Raw genomic sequence first — 20,288 nt, 5'->3', positions numbered from 1 at the left:
CGGCGTGGCACGGCCGTCCCGGCCGTGATGGCTGTGTGGGCCGGTTACGGCCCTCCCGTTCTGCGCCTGCCGAATCACGGGCGAGACGCCCGTGCCACGCGCTCCGGCGCAAGCCGTGAGGCTTTCGCGAAACGCTCACGCATCTCGCTACACCACCCACGACGCGCATCCGCCGCCGTTCGCCCCGGCAAATCGCCGCTCAACGACGCCGTTGTCCCACCCTCCGGCACCGCACTTGAGTAACTGCCCCGCGCGGCCTACCGTCACCCTCGCGTGCATTCGGCCAAAAACTATCTCCTTGTCGCGCTGGTGCTCACGACCGCCGGGGGCGCGGCGTTGGCCTGGCGCCAACACCTCGAACTCGTGAAGCTCCGCGCCGCCGCGCTCGATCCCAAGGAACGCGCCGACTGGCAGCAGCGGCTCTGGGCCGCGGAAAAGCGTCGTACCGAACTGGAGCAGCAACTCGCCGCGTCGTCCTCGGCCCCGGCGGCGCGCGATGAAGCGGCCGAGCCGGCGGCTTCCGCCGACGAGCCACCGGGCGTGCCCAGCGTGCGGGGTGGCGCTCGCGGCGCCGGTTTCAACCGATTCGCCGCCGTGATGGACCAGCCGCAGGTGCAACAGCTCATGGCGCTGCAGCACAAGGCCGCGCTGGATTCGCGCTATGCCGGCTTGTTCAAGCGGCTCGGGCTCTCGCCGGCGCAGCTCGATCAGTTCAAGAACCTGCTCGTGGAAAAGAACACTGCGATGATGGACGTGATGATGGCCGCGCGCGAACAGGGTCTCAATCCGCGACGCGATCGCGCCGCCGTCGATCAGCTGGTCGCCGAAGCGAACACGGATATCGACAGCAACATCCGCGCGGTGCTCGGCGAAACCGGCTTTACGGACTACAAGAATTACGAGCAGACCCTGCCGCAGCGGGCCACGGTCAACCAGCTGGAGCAGCGGCTGAGCTATTCGACCACGCCGCTCACGGCCGAGCAGTCCGAGCAATTGGTCCAGATTCTAGCCGCCAACCAAACCACCACCAGCACGAGCCGCGCGAGCGGATTGGCGGGCGCCGTCGGCGCGGCGGGAGCCGCCGCGCAAGTGTTCGGATCCCGCGGCGGCACCGTCACCGAAACAGCCATCACCCAATCGCTCGGGGTGCTCGCCGCGCCGCAGGTCGAAGCGCTTCGGCAACTGCAACAGGAGCAGCAGGCGCAGGCCGATCTCGCCGCGGCTTTCCGCAATCAACGCCAGGGCGGCTCTACGGGCCGTGTCCCGGCTACGCCGACCACTGGCAACGCGGCCACACCACCACCGCCTCCGGCACCACCCACGGGCGGCTGATGGCCTTTTGTAGGGCGGGGTCTCTCGACCCCGCCGCCCGTAGCACGAACAGCCAGCCCATGCTAAACGACCTGCGCCATCTCCACCTCTTTCCGCGCAGGTCGCAAGTGGCCGCGCTCCGATTGCTCGCTCGCATCGCGGCGGATCGGGAGATCCCGCTTACAGCGCGCCGGCGCCGGGTTGCGCATCTACCTTCCTCCTGCGGACGAGGTTGCGGCCGCGCTATGACGCGAGTTTTGCCTCGGGAATGGTTTCTGTGCGTATTTTGTCGCGAAGATAACACGGGACGCGCAGAGAATTCACTTGTCGCTCCGGGAGGCCGCTGGCTTCGTCTAAATACCAGTCTAGTCCAACCTGCACGCTTATGATCGTTACCACAGCGCAACTGTTCAAACACGCCTACGGCAAATACGCCGTCGGTGCCTACAATATCAACAACGCTGAACAGGCGATGGGCCTGTTCCGCGGGTGCATCCAGTCGCAGGCGCCGTTCATCATCCAGATTTCAAAGGGCGCGCGCAAATACACCGACAAGAAGGTGCTCGAGGCGATCATTCGCGCCTGCGACGAGATCTTCCCCGACTCCATCTTCGCGGTGCACCTCGATCACGGTGACGAGGAGACCTGCTACGATTGCATCAACTCGGGCTTCTACAGCTCCGTGATGATCGACGCCTCCCACGAGCCCTACGACAAGAACGTCGAGATCTCGAAGCGCGTCGTCGAGGCCGCCCACAAGAAGGGCATCTCGGTCGAAGCCGAACTCGGCACCCTCGGTGGCGTCGAGGAGGATGTGAAGGTCGAAGACGGCCATGCCACCCTCACCAACCCGGCCGAAGCTCAGGATTTCGTGAAGAAGACCGGCGCGGACTGCCTCGCTTGCGCGATCGGCACCAGCCACGGCGCCTACAAGTTCAAGGGCAAACAGTCCCTGCACTTCGATGTGCTCAAGAAGATCCAGGCGATCATGCCGGGCTACCCGCTCGTCATGCACGGTTCCTCCTCCGTCCCGCAGGACGAGGTGAAGCGCATCAACGCGGCCGGCGGTCAGCTCGGCGCTGCGGTTGGCGTCGACGTCAACGAGTACCTCCCGGCGGCCAAGCTCGGTGTCACCAAGATCAACATCGACACCGACGGTCGGCTGGTCTGGACCCGCGTACACCGCGAGTTCTTCCGCGACAAGCCGGCGGATTTCGACTTCCGCGCGCCCGGCAAGATCTACATGCAGGAATACGCCAACTTCATCGCGAGCCGCAACAAGCTGCTGGGCTCCGAGAATCAGCTGGCCGACCTCCGCAAGAGCCTCGGCAAGTAAGCCCATCGCGGCCTCGTTCGCTTTCAGTGCGGTCCCTCCGGGGACCGCACTTTTTTGTGCCTCGCGCTCGCGCAGCCACGCCGTTTGCCCCCGCGGATTGCCATTACACCGCGATTCTGCTTAAAAACTTTCGCCAGCATGGAGCCCGTGCCGAGTGATCCAACAGATGGAGCCCGCCGTCCCCGACGGGCTGCGCACCCGCGGCTTGGCCGCGGCGCCTGCCTCGCCCTCGCACTCGCCTTGGCCGCCACGCCCCCGGCTTTGGGCGCGCCCTCCTCCATTCCGGCAGGCACGCACTTCGACACGTTCACCGTCGGCGCGGCGACCTATCGCGACGTTAAGGTCCGCTCCGTGAACGCCCGCACCGTAATGATCACGCATTCGCGCGGGATGACGTCGATCAAGCTGCGTGATCTTTCGCCGGAGTGGCAGCAGAAGTTCGGCTACGATCCCGCCACGGAGGCCGCCGCCGAGCAGGCCATCGCCACGCCGCCCAGCCCGCCGCCATCAAAACCGACCGCGCGGCCGGCCGCGGGCGCGACGGGTGCGGTGACCGCCAAGCTCGAGCGGCTGCTGCGGCAATTCGGCGAACCCGCGACGATCAACGCGGAAGTCGATCTCCGCCCGAAGTATTTTCAGATGGAACTGGCGGTGAGGAGCCAGGGCCGCCGGCCGAGTTGCGCCGTGTTCGCCATCGTCAGCGCGCTCGAATTCCAAGCCGCCGAGCTGACGGGTGAACCGAGTAAACTTTCCGAGGAGTATCTCAGCTGGGCCACGCGCAAGACCGTCCAGCGGGTCGTCACGCCGATCGCGGCCAACGCCGAGGGCGCGGAGAATTCCACCGACGCCGCCGGCAATGCCGACGAGGGGTTTTCGTTGAACGAGGTGGTGCTCGCGCTGCGCACCTACGGCGTGCCGCTGCAATCGTCGATGCCGAACCGGTTCGGCCGCGCCATCTCCGAGATCGAAGACCCGGCGCCCGCTATCGTGGATGAGGCGCGCACGCATCAGCGCGTGTTCGTGCTGCCGATTCCCGGCCGCAACACCGGCACGGCCGTCAACAATATCGTCCATGCGCTCAACGCCGGGATCCCGATTCCGATCGGCGTGGAGTGGCCGCACTACCGCTCGATCCGCACCGGCAGCCTGATCGACCAGAAACCACTCGAGGACGGCGGGCATGCGGTGACGCTCGTCGGTTATCGCTGCACGACCAATCGGCTCGAAGATGTCGTCTTCATTTTCAAGAATTCGTGGGGTCCCGACTGGGGCCAGGGCGGCTACGGGACGGTGACCTACGGTTATCTGAAGAAGCACCTGCACAGTGCGGTCCTGCTGGAGGTGCAGCGCGGGTGAGCTCTGCGAGCGCGGGCGTCCCGCCCGCTCACATGGAGCCGTTCGCCCCTCCACCGCCGCATCCTTTCTCAATTCCGCGGCTGGCGTTCTCAATTTTCCGCCGCAGCGGACGGCAACTTCACCTCGACGCCCGCGGCTTTTCCCGCTGAAGTCGCGCCCGCGGCTGGCCCGCGTCCCCATCACCCCCACGCGTCCGCCGCTCCTGTCCGGCCAACACCCTCACTATGACTGCTGACTCGCACTTACCGCTCAGAGAAAAGCTTTCTTACGGTTTCGGCGACCTCGCCTCCGTCCTCTACTGGCAGACCTTCATGGTCTACCTGACGTTCTTCTACACGGACGTCTTCGGCATCGCCGCCGCGGCGGCGGGCACGATGCTCGCGCTGAGTCGGAGCGTCGACGCGTTCTTCGATCCGGTCATGGGGATGATCGCCGACCGCACGCAGACGCGCTGGGGCAAGTTCCGGCCTTACCTGCTCTGGCTCTGCGTGCCGTTCGCCATCATGGGCGTGCTCACGTTCACGGTGCCCGAGTTCGGACCGACGGGTAAACTCGCCTGGGCGTGGATCACCTACAACGGGCTGATGCTGCTCTACACCGCGATCAACATTCCCTACACCGCGATGCTCGGCGTGCTCACGCCCAACCCCAACGAGCGCACCACGCTTTCCTCCATCAAATTCGTCTTCGCCTTCGCCGCCGGCATGATCGTGTCCGCCACGGTGCTGCCACTGGCCAAGGTCTTCGGTCACGGCAACGACGCCCGCGGCTGGCAGATGACGTTCGTGGTGATCGGCGTCGCGGCGATTGTTTTCTTTCTGATCACGTTCTTCAACACGAAGGAGCGCGTCCAGCCACCGAAGGCGCAGAAGACGTCCGTCGGCCGCGACCTGCTCGATCTGATCACCAACGTTCCTTGGCTGATCCTGCTCGCGACCACGATCACCTTCATCCTCTACGTCGCGCTGCGCAGCAGCGTGACGGTGCACTATTTCAAGTATTTCGTCGGCACCCAGACCGTGACGCTGCCCGCGTGGCTGCCGAAGATCGGCGGCACGCAGGAATGGCATCTCGAAAGCCTCGTCTCGATTTTCAACACCAGCGGCCAGCTCGCCTCGCTCCTCGGCGTCATGGCGATTCCGTTCTTCGCTCGGCTGGCCGGCCGCAAGCGGACGTTCATCGGGATGTTCATCATCGCGATCCTCAGCACCGCGTCCTACTACCTGCTCCAACCCAGCCAGGTGTTCCTCATCATTGGAATCAACCTGATCGGCTCGTTCACCGGCGGCCCGCTCAGCGCGCTGCTCTGGGCCATGTATGCCGACACCGCCGACTACGCCGAATGGAAGCGCGGTCGCCGGGCGACCGGTCTCGTGTTCTCCGCCTCGATCTTTTCCCAAAAACAAGGCTGGGCGATCGGCGCCGGCGTCGCGCTCTGGCTCATGGCCAGCGTCGGTTTCCAAGCCAATGTCGACCAGACGCCGGAATCGCTGCACGGTTTGGTGAAGCTGATGAGCATCTTCCCGGCGGCGTTCGGCATCCTCGCGATCGTGCTCATCCTCTTCTATCCGCTGAACGAGAAAAAAATGCAGCAGATCGAAACGGAGTTGAAGGCCCGCCGCGACGCGATCGGCGAATCGACGCCGGCGTAATCCGCGTCCTCTCCCAACTCGAACCAGCCCGCAGGTTGGAATCCGCCGTCCTGGCCGGTTAAAGCCGCCGCCCCTCCTTCAGCCCACCGCGACGGGCGGGCTCCACCTGCCCGGCCTGGTTGCCTCCGGCCTGAAATCCACCCCATGAGCACCCCGACCTTCAAGCTCCCCGTCCGCGAAAAACTCGCCTACGGCTGCGGCGATTTCGCGTCCTGCCTCTACTGGCGGACGTTCATGGTCTACCTGCCGTTTTTCTACACCGACATTTTCGGCATCACCGCCGCCGCGCTCGCCACGATGCTGCTCGTGAGCCGGATCTGGGACGGCATCAACGATCCGATCATCGGCCTGTTCGCCGACCGCACGGAGACGCGCTGGGGCAAGTTCCGCCCTTTCATCCTGTTTGGCGCGGTGCCGTTCGCGATCTTCGGCGTGCTCACGTTCACCACGCCGAACCTCGGACCGATGGGCAAACTCGTCTGGGCCTATCTCACCTACAACGGGCTCATGATGCTCTACACGACGGTGAACATTCCCTACACCTCGATGCTGGGGGTGATGACGACCGCCGCGTCGGACCGCACGCAACTCGTTTCGGTGAAATTCATGTTCGCCTTCGCCGCCAACCTCGTCGTTTCGGCCACGCTGCTGCCGATCGTTGACGCGCTCGGCGGCGGCAGCGCGCAGCGCGGCTGGCAACTGGCGTTCGTCGTCTACGGAGTCGTCGCGATCGGCTTTTTCATGCTGACCGTTTTCGGCACGCGCGAGCGGATCAAACCGATGCCCGAAGCCAACACCTCGGTGCGCCGTGACCTCAAGCTCATCCTCACCAATAAAGCCTGGCTGCTGCTGACGGCGACCACGCTGATCTGGATCCTGCATCTCGGGATCCACTCCTCGGTCTCGGCGCACTACTTCAAATATTTCATCTACGACGGAAATCCCGACACGCCGCTGCCGTTCCTCGGCCGTTCGTTCACGATGACGACGCTGCTCTCGGCGTTCAACACGTTCAGCCAGGTCGGCGCAGTCATCGGCGTGCTGCTGACGAGCACCTTGTCCACCCGGTGGGCCAAACGTCCGCTCTTCATCGGCGGATTCGTCCTCGCGATCGTTTTTGCGGGAGCATTTTATTTCCTCCAGCCCGGCCAACTGCTCCAGATTTTCGTAGCGGAAGCGTTGTTCAGCCTGTTCGGCGCCGCGCTGCCCGTGCTGCTCTGGGCGATGTATGCCGATACCGCCGATTACGGCGAGTGGAAGACCGGCCGGCGTACGACCGGCCTCGTCTTTTCGGCCTCAACCATGAGTCAGAAGGTCGGCTGGGCGCTCGCCGCGTTCGTCGCGTTCCAGGCGCTCGCGTTCGTCGGGTTCACCGCGGACATGGCGCCGACGCCCGAGGTCAAAAACAACCTCGTACTGATGATGAGCCTCGTGCCGGTTGGTTTCGGCGTGCTCGCGCTCGTGATCTTCCACTTCTATCCGCTCACCGATCAGCGCGTGAACGAGATGAACGCCGAGCTCAAGCAACGCCGCATCGCCGCCGGACTGCCGTCTGAAGTGTAGAGACGGTCATGCACGTTCGTAGAACCGTTTCTGAGGTAGGGCGGGCATTCCGCTGCCCGCCGGGAAGTCCTCTGACCTTCGCGGCGCTCACGGAGTGAGCGCCCTACCTTGGTCTGCTCGATCAAAGCGCATGATAGCCTCTCGCGCCACGCCTCGCCCGTAGGGGCGCACCTTGGTGCGCCCTCAGCTCTTCACTCTCAGCTCTTGGCTCTGCGCGCTCGGCTTTATTTATCCGCGGTCAGCCGCAACAGCAGCACCTCGACGTTCGGCGCCGACCAGTCGCCCTTGAGCTGCCACGTCGAGATCTTCTTCCAGTTCAGCCCGGGCTTCTTGCCAGGTTTCTCCTCGTTGGCCGGTTTCGCCGGGTCGATCAGCTGTCGGACCTCGCGGCCCACCGGCAGCCCGGCGAGCGGGATGTTCCAGGCTTGCACCGTGCCGTCGCTGTCCTCGAGCGCGAACACCAGTTTCTGCGCGCTGTTCTGATTGCCGATCACGAAATGGAGGTGCAGCGCGTGGGCGTCGCGAAAATCAACCATCGTCTTGTTCTCGCCCATCGTCCCCCGGCCGCTCGGCGCCTGGATCAGCGTGCCGCGCCGCGGCAGATCGAGTACGTGCTTGTCCCAAGTGTCCCAGACGTACTCGTAGGCGTGATAGATCGTGCCGTCGGGATCACGCCGGCTGTCGGTGAAGTCGATCAGCGTCTCCACTTCGGCGGCGCGGAGCGAACTCGACGCAGCACTCGCTGCGAGCCCACCAGCCAGCACCGCGATCGTTGAAACAAGACGAAGCGTTTTCATTCGGGGTAAAGCCGAGGCCCGCACTCTCGGACCATCGTGCGCTCGAACATGACATCGGCCGGCCAAAAATAAACTCGATTCTCGGTTCTGCCGCCGATCTGCGAGTGCGCCGCAGGTCTTCACCCCGCTGCGATTTCGATTTGTGTTTTCCCTGCGTTCGGAAGTCTTGGTGGCAACGCCTGTCCTTCGCGTGTCCGACTCTCCCTCACCTCTCGCAGCCCTGCAGACCCGGCTGATTTACACGTTTCGGGATCCGGCTTTGCTCGAACGTGCGGTCACGCACACGTCCTATCTCCCGGAGAATCCGGACATCGCAGAGAGCAACCAGCGGTTGGAGTTTTTGGGTGACGCCGTGCTGCAGCTCATCCTGACGGAGGCGCTCTTCGAACTTTTTCCCGGCGATCGCGAGGGACCGTTGAGCCGCCGTCGCGCGGCCCTCACCAAAGGCGCCTTTCTCGTCGAGCTCGCGCGCGAGTTGCAGCTCGATCGGTGTCTGCTCCTCGGCTCGAGCGAGGAGGCTTCTGGTGGACGCACGCGATCGTCTGCCTTGGAAGACGCCTTCGAAGCTTTGGTGGGCGCGCTTTATCTCGACAGCGACCTGGCGCTCACGCGCCGGATCGTGCTCGGGCTGTACGGCGATCTGCCCAGTCGGCTGTCGGGCGTGGTCAACGAGGAGAATCCGAAAGGCCGGTTGCAGGAACTCATTCAACCGGAATACGGCAACCAGGCGCTGCGCTACGAGGTCACGGGCATCGAAGGTGAAGATCACGCCCGCGCCTACGAGGTGGCTGTGTTTCTCCACGATCGCGTCCTCGGCTCGGGCCGCGGACCGTCGAAAAAACTCGCCGAAGAGGCCGCCGCGCGAGTGGCGCTGGAGACGCTGAAGGCGCAGTAACCCTGTGGGCGAGTCCGGTTCGCGTCCCGCCTGGGACCGTCGCCGAAGCGTCGATTCCCGAACCGCATTCCGCACTGCGCCTCCGCGGCGCGGAACTCGGACCCAAAACGCAGCCGCCGGGAACCCGGGGGCGGCTGGCGCCCTGTGTTGCGCTCCGCGCGTTCCGCTGTTTCCTCCTTCCCTCTTCGATGGCTGATCCTGCCACACGCGCGCGCCACAAGCTCACCGGCATCACCCCGTCAGCGCAGGGCGCGGTGTTGACCGAGCTCACGCTGCGTCATCCCGCGCCGGTGTGGATCGTCGTGGCCGCCGATCTCAAAGCCGCGGAGCGGCTCGCGGAAGACGCGGCGTTCTTCCATGGCGCCGCGCAACTGCCGCACGCACAGACGACGCTGGTGTTCCCTGAATCGATGCCCGACGCGGGCGACATGCGGGAGGCCTTCGCCGCCTCCAACGACCGATTCACCGTCCTCTCGAAGCTCCGCGCCACGCGTTCGCTGGGCGTCGCCACCTCCTCCGAGGTCGGTGGAGCGCGCCGGCGTGGCGGCGCCACGGCGCTGCCGCCGCTCGTGATCGTCACGACGCCCGGCGCGCTGCTGCAGCCGGTGCCCGCACTCGAGGAGTTCGCCACCCGCGAGTTCACGCTCAGCCGCGGACAAACCCAATCTTTCCAAGGCTTGCTCGAGCGACTGCAACAACTGGACTACGATTCCGAGGCGGTCTGCGAAGCGCCGGGCCACTACGCGATCCGCGGCGGCATCATCGACGTCTACCCGGTGACCGCCAACACGCCGTATCGGCTCGACTTCTTCGGTGACGAGATCGAAGCCATCCGCGAGTTCGATCCGGTCACGCAGCGCTCCGGCGCGACCGTCGAGTCGATCACAATCTCCGCCTCGTCCCGCGTCCGGCTGGATCCGTCGAAAACGGGAATCGCGGATTACCTTTCGCCGCGAACGCATCTGGTGCTCATCGAGCCCGCCGCGCTCGAAGAAAAGCTCAGCCAGCTCGCCCGGGAGGCCGACGGTGCCACCGGCGTCCCCCCCGTGGGCTTGGAGTCTGCGGCCGTTTCTCCGGTTCATCCCCTCAACGCCCTCCTGGGAAAATGCGCCGCCATTTTCGGCGTGAGCGATCTCGATGAAGCCGCCGCGCTGCTCGAAGACGCCGACGACGATAGCACGTGGGACTCCGAAAGTCTCTCGCACCACCGCCATTATCCAGAGGATGCGCTCGTGGCGCAGGAACGCCTGCAGGTCGAAGAGGACGCGCGGCGACGCTTCCTGCAGCAGGTCGCCGCGTGGCGGCAATCCGGCTTCGCTGTTTTCCTCGTCGTTTCGAAGGAGGGCGAAGAGCAGCGGATCCGCGAGATCCTGCAGGAAGACGCCAAGCTCAAACGCATCCAGCCGCAGTTCCTCCGCGGCACGCTCAACGAGGGTTTTCGGATCACGTTTCGCGGAGCCAACCCTTCGCCTCCGGAAGCCAAGCCAGAGGAGACCCCCCCCACCCTCACCTGGCCCAGTCTCCCCCCGAAAGTCCGCGGTCTGGTCGTCGTCACCGAAACGGAAGTCTTCGGTCGCCAGCGTCAGCGGCGGCCCGCGCTGAATCCACGCGCGATGGCCCAGCGCGCGCAGATCGATCAGCTGCTCGATTTCTCCGAACTGGTCGAAGGCGACTTCGTCGTGCATCTGCAGCACGGCATCGCCCATTACCGCGGGCTCACCAAGCTCGACACCGCGCAGGGCGTCCGCGAGGTGATCTCGCTGGAGTTCGACGACCACGTGACGTTGCACGTGCCGCTGCAGGAATCGCACCTGATCAGCCGCTACGTCGGGCTCAGCAAGACCAAGCCACAGCTCGGCCGGATCGGCTCAGGCCGCTGGGAGAAAGCCCGGCTCGCGGCGGAGCGGGCCACGATCGATCTCGCCGCGGAATTGCTCCGCATCCAGGCCGCACGCGAGGCGCAGCCGGGCTTCGCGTTTCCACCGGACACCACCTGGCAGAAGGAATTCGAAGCGTCATTCCCGTTCACCGAAACCCGGGATCAGCTGCGCGCCATTGAAGAAACGAAGACCGACATGGAACGCACGCAGCCAATGGATCGGTTGATCTGCGGCGACGTCGGCTTTGGCAAAACGGAGGTCGCGATCCGCGCCGCCTTCAAGGCCGTGCAGGGCGGCCGGCAGGTCGCGATGCTGGTGCCGACGACCGTCCTCGCGCAGCAACACCTCAACACGTTTCGCGAACGGATGGCCGGTTACCCGATCGCGATCGAGATGGTCAGCCGGTTCCGCTCGCGCGCCGATCAGAAAAAAATTCTGACCGCCACCGCGGCCGGGCAGGTCGACATCCTCATCGGCACGCATCGCGTGCTGCAGCACGACGTGAAGTTCCGCGATCTCGGGCTCGTGATCATCGACGAGGAGCAGCGGTTCGGCGTGAAGCACAAGGAAGTGTTCAAGCAGATGCGCTCGACCGTCGACGTGCTCTCGATGAGCGCCACGCCGATTCCGCGCACGCTCTATCTCGCGCTCACCGGCGCACGCGACCTCAGCGTGATCGAAACCGCGCCAACCAACCGCCACCCGATCCAGACCGTCGTCAAAACCTACGACGAGAAGCTGGTGATCGACGCAGTCCGCCACGAGCTCCGCCGCGGCGGCCAGGTGTTCTACCTCCACAATCGCATCGAGACGATCAACCTCGTCGCCGCGCGGCTGCGCGAGCTGATGCCGGACGTCACCATCGGCGTGGGCCACGGCCAGATGGAAGCGGCCGATCTCGAGGAAGTGATGACCGAGTTCGTCGCCGGTCGCTACCAGCTGCTTGTCTGCACGACGATCATCGAGAGCGGACTCGATATCCCGAACTGCAATACCATCCTCATCGAGGGCGCCGATCGGTTCGGCTTGTCGCAGCTCTATCAGCTCCGCGGCCGCGTCGGCCGGTTCAAGCATCAAGCCTACGCCTACCTGCTCCTCCACCGCCACACGCGTCTGCTCGATGTCGCGCGCCAGCGGCTCACCGCGATGCGCCAGCATACCCAGCTCGGTGCCGGTTTCCGCATCGCGATGCGCGATCTCGAGCTCCGCGGCGCGGGCAATCTGCTCGGGGCCCAGCAAAGCGGCCACATCGTCGGCGTCGGTTTCGAGCTGTATTGCCAGCTCCTCCGCCAATCCGTCGCCCGGCTGAAAGGCGAAAAGACCGCCGCCGCCATTCGCGCGAGCGTGAAGCTCGACTTCGTGATCGTCGGCGAAGCGGAAGGGAGGGCGGGCCCTCCGTTGCCCGCCGGGAAAGCCAAAGACGCCCCTGCAACCGCTCCGGCGGCGAGCGGAATCGCCGCCTTACCGTCCTCCGCCCGCGGCCGTCACCAGGACGGCTACACGGCGCTCCGGGACGCTGAGGACGCCCAAGTCGCCGAATTGCCAAAGATTCAGGCCCGATTGCCTGCCGCTTACATCCCGGAAACGCGCTTGCGGATCGATTTCTATCGCAAGCTCGCGATGGCCGACTCGCCGGCCAAGTTGAAGGAGATCGAAGCCGCCTTGCAGGACCGTTTCGGGAAAATCGGCCCCGACGTGCGGGCGTTGTTGCTCACCACGCAAATACGCATCTTGGCGGAACAAACAAATATCCTTTCCGTCGAAACCGAGGCCAACCGCCTGAAGTGTCTGCGCAACAGCGGCCGCCGCGACGACTGGGTGCAGGTCGGCACCCGGTTTCCAAGGTTGACCGCCTCCACACCCCTCCTACGGTTGAAGGAAATTATCGCGTTTCTGCACAATCTGCCCAGCCCGCCCTCGACATGATGATCGGCCGTTTTCGTTTCGCCCTGCTTTCGCTGCTCCTGGCTGTCCCTCTCGCCGCTCAGGAGGCCGGAGATAACCTCAACCTCCGATTTGCCAACGGCATTGCCGCCATCGTCGAGGACAAGGTCATCACGGTCGACGACGTTCGCCGCGAGATCGCGCCGCTGATCGCGCAGTTGCAGCGCGAGGCGCGCAACGAGCGCGAGTTCAACGAAAAGCTCGAGCAACTCCAGGACGACGTCATCCAGAGCCTCATCGACCGCGTCCTGATCGTGAAGGAATTCCGCAAGGACGAGAAGAAGCACATTCCCGACAGCTTCATCGACAACCGGCTGGCCGACATTCTGAGCGAGCAGTTCGACAACGACCGCTCAAAATTCCTCGCCTATCTCCACTCGCGCGGCACCACGCTCCGCGAGTATCGCCGCGAGGTCGAGGAGGACATCATCTACCAGTACATGCGGCAGGAGCAGCGGAAGTCGCAGAGCATCGTCAGCCCCGTCCGTATCGAGACGTTCTACAACGAGAACAAGGACCGGTTTTATCAGGAGGATGGCGTCCACCTGCGGCTGATCCAGTTCTCGCGCGCCAACGGCGAAACCGACGAAGACCTGCGCGCCAAGGCCAACCTGGTGATGGCCCGGATCAAGGCGGGCGAAAAATTCGAGGATCTGGCCCGCGAATACAGCCAGGACTCCCGTCGCGCCAAGGGCGGCGACTGGGGCTGGCAGAAGCGCTCCGATCTCAAGCCGGAGTTCAGCGAACCGCTCTTCTCGCTCAAAAAGGGCGAGGTCAGCGATCCCATCATTCTCCCCGAGGGCTGTTTCATCCTCTTCGCGGAGGACCGCAAATACGCCGGCATTCAGCCGATCGACGAGGTCCGCGACGAAATCGAGCGCGTGCTCGTCCAGCAGATGTCGCGCAACAGCCAGGAACACTGGCTGGAGCGACTCCGCCGCAACGGCTACGTGAAGCACTACTGACGTGGCACGGGCGTCCCGCCCGTGCGGTTCTATCGGGAGTGCGGGCGTCGCAAGCGCCCTTGCCGCGCGGTCCGAGGTCCGGATCCGAATTTTCGGCTGGTTGACCTCGATCTCGCCGGCGATTCACTAGCGGTATGACGCCGCTCGAATGGCTCGAGGCCTTGAGTTACGTGGTCACCATCGTCGGTCTCCCGCTCGCCATCGTCGTTTTCATCGCGGAACAACGCAAAGAGCGACAAAACGACGACGAGGAGGTCTACCTGCGGCTGTCCGACGACTATTCGAAATTTCTCCGGCTGGTGCTGGACAACGCGGATCTTCGGTTGATGACGCAGCCGATTCCGGAAGCACCCTTCACCGCCGAGCAGATCGAACGCCGCAACCTCCTCTTCGAGGTGCTGATCTCGATCTTCGAACGCGCCTACATTCTCGTCTACGAGGAAAAGATGTCGCGCCAGGCGGCGCGCCTGTGGCAGACGTGGGTCGACTACATGCGCGACTGGTGCCACCGCCGGGACTTCCGCGAACAGCTGCCGGCCCTGCTGCAGGGTGAAGATCCCGATTTCCAGGACTACATTCTCGCGATCGCCGCCGAGGAGTCCGCGAAGCCTGCGGGCGCCCTCGCGCGAGCCGTTACCGCGGCGTAGACCGCGCTCCGCCTCGTCCGCGCTCGGTCTATTGGCCCCATTGGTCCCATTGGTCCTATAAGACCTATGGGACCCCTTCCCTCGCCTAGTGCTTCCTCGCCCGAATCGGCTCGACGGGCACCTTCGCGTTTACCACCGCGTCGACCCACGTGCCTTGCGGCCGTGCCCACTCGACCGCATTGGCGATCACGCGCCGGACGTTGCGATCGTGATACGTCGGGTAGGTCTCGTGACCCGGTTGAAAGTAAAAGATCCGGCCGTTGCCCCGCCTCCAGCAGCAGCCGCTCCGAAACACCTCGCCGCCTTCGAACCACGAGATGAACACCTGCTCCTCCGGCGCCGGCACCCCAAACGGCTCGCCATACATCTCCTCGGCCGGTAGCTCGAAGCTGCGGTCGATGCCGCGCGCGATGGGATGACCCGGGTTGCACACCCACAACCGTTCGCGCTCGTCCGCCTCGCGCCACGTCAGCGAGCAACTCGTGCCCATGAGCCGCTTGAAGATTTTGGAGAAGTGCGCGGAATGCAGCACGATCAGCCCCATGCCCTCGAGCACGCGTTTCTGCACGCGGTCGACGATCGCGTCCTTCACCTGATCGTGCGCCACGTGGCCCCACCAGGTCAGCACATCCGTCGCCGCCAGCCGTTCCTCCGTGAGCCCGTGCTCCGGCTCCTGCAGCGTCGCCGTGGTGATCGCCGCCGAGGGCAGCAGATCGCGCAGCCCTTCGGCGATGGCGTGATGCATGCCGCGCGGATAGACCGCGTTCACCTTCGCACTCGTATGCTCGTGCACGTTTTCTCCCCAGACGACAACCCGCAGCGGATTCATGGCATTGTGAAGTTGGCACCGGACCCAAAGCTGTCCAAAACAATCGTGTGTCCTGCGCGGCGGAATATCCCAGCCCCAATCGCCTGCGAGAGATGGCCGTCGGCGACCGGCCCCAGGAACGGCTCGAGCAATTCGGCCCCACCGCCCTGAGCGACACCGAGCTGCTCGCGATGCTGCTGCGCAGCGGCACGCACGGCCAGGACGTCCTCACGCTCGCCACGCGGCTGATCGCCGAAGCCGGTTCGCTGGCCGGCCTCATCGCGTGGAAGGAATCCGACTTCCGCCGGCTCAAAGGAATCGGTCGCGTGAAGGCCCTGCAGTTGGTCACCGTCGTGGAGATCGCGAAACGCGTCCTCATTCAAAAGAGCGAGGAATCCCCCGTCCTGAACCGTGCGGATCTCGTCGCCGACCACCTTTTTCCCCTCGCGCGCGGGCTGCAGGTGGAAAAGTTCTGGGTGCTCTGCCTCAATCGCAAGAACCGGTTGCTGCGCCGCGTTGAGGTTACCTCCGGCACCGCCACGGCCGCCCTCGCACATCCGCGCGAGGTTTTTCGCGAAGCGATCCGCGAATCCGCCAGCGCCGTGATCTGCGCGCACAACCTATGTGCTGCAGCACATAGGTTGTGTTATGTGACGAGCCGAGCTATGTGGAGTGCATGCGGTCCTTTCACTCGGGGTTCGCTCTGCGCGTAGGCTGGATCGCTGCACATAGCTAAATCAGTTTCCCGCGGTTTTTGCGCGCCAGTGTCGGGGCGGCTTTCTTCACGTGGCGTGCGCAGTGGATTACGTGTGGGATGCGCAAGCCCTACTATTCTTTGGATCGCTCGACGGATGGCGGCCTGGAGCACTTTTACTGCGAGCGACGGACGCTGGCTGACTTTCGGCGTGGCGCGCTGGGCGATTACTTCGACGGTTTGGCTCTGACGCTGAAGAAGAACGGGTATTCGATCCACCACGGCTGCGGCATTCTCGGCACTTGCTGCATGTTCAACGTCTACGTGACGGAGCGTGGCATCACCAAGGCCTCGGCTATTTCCGCCGAGTTGGTCGAGCCTTTCTTGGACGACTATCTCCGCGGGGTCCGCACCACCAGCGCCCGCTATTCGCCGCGCGACAACGCGCGAGCGCACTTGCGCCATCTGTTTTTCTATCTGGAGGCGCTCAAGGTTATCACTCCGCCCAAGCCGGTGCAGGTCGTGACGCCCTACAGTTGGATCCTCGATCCTTATATCGTCCATCTACGCGACGAGCGCGCCGTGGCGCCAGTGACGGTGAAGCGCCACCTCGCGCACACCACCGCGTTCCTCGAGTTCCTGAAGCACGACGTGCAACGGCCGCGCCTCAAGACCATCAGCGCCGAGCAGGTGGAGGCGCAGCTCAAGCGGCACATGAAGGACAGCAAAGACAACGTGCGCTCGTTGTCATCGAGCCTTCGCTCTTTCCTCCGCTACTGCGCGGATCACGGCCACACTCAGGCGGACTTCTCCGAGTTGGTCCCGCGACAGCGGCACTATCGGCACGCTTCGCTCCCCAGGGGCATCGAGGATTCGGCGCTCGAACGCGTGCTGGCTGCGATCGACAAGACGAAGCCTAATGGCGCACGCGACTACGCGATCATTCTGTTGCTGATGGCGTATGGCATCCGTGCGATCTCCGCTGCAAAACTCGTGATGGAGGATCTCGACTGGCGGCAGGCCAAGATCCGCTTTCGCGCGCAAAAAGGCGGCAAGGAAGTGATCGTTCCGCTCCTCGATGCGGTCGGGGACGCGATCATCGAGTGGCTCCGTCACCGCGACCCGCGCACGCCTCATCGCGAGGTGTTCCTCAGCACCAAGGCGCCGCACGGATCGCTGAGCAGCATGGCGATCTCCACCGTGGTGAAGCACTACCTGCACAAGGCCGGCGTTCATCAGCCCGGACGCGGCGCGCACTCGTTACGGCATTCGTGGGCGATCCGCGCGTTGGAGCACGATCAACCGATCAAGGCCATCGCCGATGCCCTGGGGCATCGTTACATCGACACCACCTACATCTACGCCAAGGCTGACTTGAAGACACTGCGGCAGGTGGCGATGCCGTGGCCGGCGAGGTGAACCATGGCCACGTGTTGTTTTCGCAGCGCGCTCGCGTTCCGGCTTCAGTCCTTCTGGGAGACGCGGGCCGCATCGGGCCGCGGTCCTGTTCTCCTCAAGGTGCTGCGTTACCTCGACCGGTTTCTTATCGGTGAGCTGCAGCCCGGCGATACAATCACGCGTGAGGTCACCGAGCGTTATTTCAAGAGCACCGAGCACTTGGCTCCGGGAACCCGGATCAACCGGATGTCGATCCTCCGTCAGTTCTGCCTCTATCAAAGCCATTTCGATCCTCGCACGTGCATCGTGCACCGGATGTTTTTGCCGCGGCGCAATCGGCCGATGCCGCACATCTACACGGTGGCCGAGGTCCGCCGGATCATGGCGGCGGCACCGCCGGCCGAACGTTCTCCGGACCCGCTGCGTCCCGTGGTGTTCGCAACCCTCGTCGGGTTCCTCTACGCCACCGGCCTGCGCGTTGGCGAGGCGGTGAAGCTCAATCTCGCTGACGTCGATCTGTCACGCCGTCTTCTGCTCATTCGCCAAACCAAGTTCGGCAAGACTCGCTACGTGCCGCTGGCACCGTGCACCACCAAGCAGCTCGCGGCCTACGTGGCCCAGCGCCGCGCGGCCAGATTCTCGCAGGAGCCGACCGCGCCATTTTTCCCGTCATCCCTCGGTGGACGCTATCACGTGCCGAGCTTCACGACGGTGTTTCTTCAAGTGTTGCGTCGGTTGGGGCTGCGCGGCCCGCCCGGCCAGCGCGGGCCGCGCATCCACGACTTGCGGCATTCCTTTGCGGTGTCGCGGCTGATGGCGTGGCACAAGAGCGGCGATAATCTCTTCGCGAAGCTGCCCCTCCTGTCCACTTACCTCGGGCACAGCACGGTGACCGGGACCGAGATCTATCTGCACGCCACCGCCGAGCTGATGGAGTCGGTGGGCCAGCGTTTTCATGAGCACTTCGCGGTGCCATCGGCCCGTCTCTTATGTCAGCCCCCGACCTTCCATCTCTGATCCGCGGGTTTTTCGATCAGCATCTCGTGTCCCAGCGCGGACTGAGTGGCCACACGGTTCTGTCGTATCGCGACACCTTCAAGCTCCTCCTCAAGTTCGCTTCCGACGACTCGGGCAAGCGCGTGACCGAGCTCACCCTGGCCGATCTCACCGCGGAGTTGGTGCACGGCTTTCTTCGCCATCTCGAAGCGGACCGGCGCAACGGGATCGTCACCCGCAATCTTCGGCTGGCCGCGATCCATTCTTTCTTCCGCTACCTCGCGATCGTTGATCCCCGGCACCTGACCCACGCCCACACGATCATCGCGGTGCCGTTCAAACGGCGACCGCATCGCGTCGCGCAGTTTCTGGAGAAGGATGAGGTGCAGGAGATATTTCGTCAGATCGATTCCCGGACGCTGTTCGGTCAGCGCGACGACGCACTCTTACGGATGCTCTACAACACCGGCATGCGCGCGCAGGAGTTGGTTGACCTCGACGTGCGGCACGTGCGTTTCACTCGACCGTCGAACGTGCTCATCTTCGGCAAGGGCCGCAAGGAGCGCACCTGCCCGTTGTGGCCCGAGACGGTCGCCGCGCTGAAGAGTTATCTCCAGCCTCGTTCGATCAAGTTCACCGACGCCGTGCCGCTGTTTCTCAACATCGACGGCAACCGGCTGACGCGCTTCGGCGTTCGCTACATTGTCAGTCACCGCATCAGTGAGGCGGCCCAGCGCTGCCCGACCTTGCTCGCGCGGCGGATCACTCCGCACACGTGGCGCCACACGACGGCGATGCATTTGCTGCAATCGAACGTCGACCTCGCGATGATCCGTTCCTGGCTCGGGCATGCATCGATCGAGACCACCAACACCTACGTCGAGATCGATCTTGAGATGAAGCGCAAGGCTCTCGCCTCCGCCGAGAAGATTCTCCCGAAGCCGAAGCACCCGTCGTCATGGCGCGCCAACACCGACGTGCTCGCCTGGCTGTCCAGCCTCTAACCGCGCGCCTTGAACGCGATGGCCCAGAGGGCCGGACACGTCGTTTTCGTGGATCGCCGCCGGCACGCCGTGATGAGTTTTCCCAAGGCGCGGTGCAACCGGCGCATCTCCAGCATGCGCCGATCAAGCTCTTGCTGCTTATCCTCCAAGAGACGCTTCACTTCGGCACACGACTCACCCGGCGAAAACTGCATTTCCATGAGCTCCTTGATCTCGCGCAGGGTGAACCCGAGGTCTTTTGCCGAACGGATAAACCGCAACCGGCTCAGGGCGTCATCGTCAAAGTCCCGGTAGCCCGATCCCGGCCAGCGATGGGTCGCCGGCAGCAGTTCCATTCGCTCGTAGTAGCGGACGGTCTGGACATTTACCCCGGCGGCCTTGGCGAGTTCTCCGATCGTCATGACATGGCGGTTGACCTTATACCATACTACAGGGTGTAAGCTGGGCCGATGCAGCCGGTGAAGCAATCGTGGATTCTGACAGGCGGATTTTTGTCCGCCGTGGCGGCCTCGCTTTGCTGCATCGGACCGCTGGTGGCGGCCGTCGCGGGCGCGGGTAGTTTTGTCGCCGCAGGCTGGTTTGAGCGTTGGCGGCCGGCTTTTCTCGGCGTCACCGCTGCGCTCCTCGCTCTCGCGTGGGTGTTGACCTTGCGTGCCCGACGTATCGCCTGCGCGGACGGCACCTGCGCAACGCCGCGAGCAAGTCGTTGGACCCTGGGCGTTCTGATCTTCAGCACAGTAATCGTCGGCGCGGTCGCGATGTTTCCGCAGCTTGCGCAAACCACCTTCGGCCGCTCTTCGGTCGCAACCTCCGCACCGGCGGATGGCCGCGTGCTGCGCGTGCGTATCCCCTCCATGGACTGCGCTGCGTGCGCGGTCGGCATTGCCGGCACCCTGCAGCGGGTTCCCGGTATCCGCACGGCGGTCGTCCGCTATGCAACGAAAGAGGCCGAGGTCGTTTACGATCCCGCCGTGATTTCTGCGACGACGGTGATCGCCAAGATCGACGCCACGGGCTTCAAGGCCGAGCCGGCCAACTGATC

General features: G+C 64.4%; 17 protein-coding genes. 14 read left to right on the top strand and 3 right to left on the bottom strand.

Annotated elements, in window-relative coordinates:
• Nucleotides 1–273 precede the first annotated feature (273 nt).
• The 5 genes from OTER_RS15180 (at nt 274) to OTER_RS15160 (ending at nt 7,218) form a co-directional block, all read left to right on the top strand.
• Complete coding sequence (locus OTER_RS15180) at nt 274–1,332, top strand: hypothetical protein (RefSeq protein WP_012375807.1); 1,059 nt, start codon at nt 274–276, stop codon at nt 1,330–1,332.
• 364 nt (nt 1,333–1,696) lie between these two features.
• Nucleotides 1,697–2,647 (top strand): class II fructose-bisphosphate aldolase, encoded by a 951-nt coding sequence (locus tag OTER_RS15175; protein WP_012375805.1) that lies wholly within the window; start codon nt 1,697–1,699, stop codon nt 2,645–2,647.
• A gap of 240 nt (nt 2,648–2,887) precedes the next feature.
• Nucleotides 2,888–4,003, top strand: a complete 1,116-nt coding sequence (locus tag OTER_RS15170) for a C1 family peptidase (RefSeq protein WP_158305448.1) — start codon at nt 2,888–2,890, stop codon at nt 4,001–4,003.
• Between the two features lie 224 nt (nt 4,004–4,227).
• Entirely contained in the window at nt 4,228–5,655 is a 1,428-nt protein-coding gene (locus OTER_RS15165; protein WP_012375803.1) for an MFS transporter, read from the top strand.
• 144 nt (nt 5,656–5,799) lie between these two features.
• Nucleotides 5,800–7,218: an MFS transporter gene (locus OTER_RS15160; protein WP_012375802.1), complete on the top strand. Its 1,419-nt coding sequence runs from the start codon at nt 5,800–5,802 to the stop codon at nt 7,216–7,218.
• 224 nt (nt 7,219–7,442) lie between these two features.
• On the opposite strand, the gene OTER_RS15155 is transcribed toward OTER_RS15160, so the two are convergent.
• Nucleotides 7,443–8,015 carry a hypothetical protein gene (locus tag OTER_RS15155; protein ID WP_012375801.1) on the bottom strand — a complete coding sequence of 191 codons (573 nt, stop codon included), beginning with the start codon at nt 8,013–8,015 and terminating at the stop codon, nt 7,443–7,445.
• Nucleotides 8,016–8,205: 190 nt separating this feature from the next.
• On the opposite strand from OTER_RS15155, the gene rnc reads away from it, so the two are divergent.
• From rnc to OTER_RS15135, 4 genes are all read left to right on the top strand, one after another.
• A complete protein-coding gene (gene rnc / locus OTER_RS15150) occupies nt 8,206–8,910 on the top strand; it encodes a ribonuclease III (RefSeq protein WP_237702367.1) in 705 nt (234 codons plus the stop codon).
• 188 nt (nt 8,911–9,098) lie between these two features.
• A complete protein-coding gene (mfd, locus tag OTER_RS15145) occupies nt 9,099–12,716 on the top strand; it encodes a transcription-repair coupling factor (RefSeq protein ID WP_012375799.1) in 3,618 nt (1,205 codons plus the stop codon).
• Nucleotides 12,713–13,699 (top strand): peptidylprolyl isomerase, encoded by a 987-nt coding sequence (locus OTER_RS15140; protein WP_012375798.1) that lies wholly within the window; start codon nt 12,713–12,715, stop codon nt 13,697–13,699. Before mfd ends, OTER_RS15140 begins: the two co-directional genes overlap by 4 nt.
• Before the next feature lie 134 nt (nt 13,700–13,833).
• Nucleotides 13,834–14,346, top strand: a complete 513-nt coding sequence (locus OTER_RS15135) for a hypothetical protein (protein ID WP_012375797.1) — start codon at nt 13,834–13,836, stop codon at nt 14,344–14,346.
• Between the two features lie 85 nt (nt 14,347–14,431).
• Here OTER_RS15135 and OTER_RS15130 read toward each other — a convergent pair whose 3' ends face one another.
• A complete protein-coding gene (locus tag OTER_RS15130; protein WP_012375796.1) occupies nt 14,432–15,175 on the bottom strand; it encodes a ThuA domain-containing protein in 744 nt (247 codons plus the stop codon).
• A gap of 92 nt (nt 15,176–15,267) precedes the next feature.
• On the opposite strand from OTER_RS15130, the gene OTER_RS15125 reads away from it, so the two are divergent.
• The 4 genes from OTER_RS15125 (at nt 15,268) to OTER_RS15110 (ending at nt 19,246) form a co-directional block, all read left to right on the top strand.
• Entirely contained in the window at nt 15,268–15,867 is a 600-nt protein-coding gene (locus OTER_RS15125) for a JAB domain-containing protein (protein ID WP_012375795.1), read from the top strand.
• A 101-nt stretch (nt 15,868–15,968) separates the two neighbouring features.
• The gene (locus tag OTER_RS15120; RefSeq protein WP_012374039.1) at nt 15,969–17,267 is read left to right on the top strand and encodes a site-specific integrase; all 1,299 of its coding nucleotides are present in this window, start codon (nt 15,969–15,971) and stop codon (nt 17,265–17,267) included.
• A 3-nt stretch (nt 17,268–17,270) separates the two neighbouring features.
• A complete protein-coding gene (locus tag OTER_RS15115; protein ID WP_012374040.1) occupies nt 17,271–18,263 on the top strand; it encodes a tyrosine-type recombinase/integrase in 993 nt (330 codons plus the stop codon).
• A complete protein-coding gene (locus OTER_RS15110) occupies nt 18,236–19,246 on the top strand; it encodes a site-specific integrase (RefSeq protein WP_012374041.1) in 1,011 nt (336 codons plus the stop codon). Before OTER_RS15115 ends, OTER_RS15110 begins: the two co-directional genes overlap by 28 nt.
• Here the strand turns inward: OTER_RS15110 and OTER_RS15105 are convergent.
• Nucleotides 19,243–19,647 (bottom strand): heavy metal-responsive transcriptional regulator, encoded by a 405-nt coding sequence (locus OTER_RS15105; protein WP_012374042.1) that lies wholly within the window; start codon nt 19,645–19,647, stop codon nt 19,243–19,245. The two genes, OTER_RS15110 and OTER_RS15105, sit on opposite strands and share 4 nt — an antisense overlap.
• Before the next feature lie 48 nt (nt 19,648–19,695).
• On the opposite strand from OTER_RS15105, the gene OTER_RS24270 reads away from it, so the two are divergent.
• Nucleotides 19,696–20,286, top strand: a complete 591-nt coding sequence (locus OTER_RS24270) for a heavy-metal-associated domain-containing protein (RefSeq protein ID WP_012374043.1) — start codon at nt 19,696–19,698, stop codon at nt 20,284–20,286.
• Nucleotides 20,287–20,288 lie beyond the last annotated feature (2 nt).

It is taken from the genome of Opitutus terrae PB90-1 (genome assembly GCF_000019965.1).
GTDB lineage: Bacteria > Verrucomicrobiota > Verrucomicrobiia > Opitutales > Opitutaceae > Opitutus > Opitutus terrae.
This window is presented reverse-complemented; position numbering and strand designations above follow the sequence as displayed.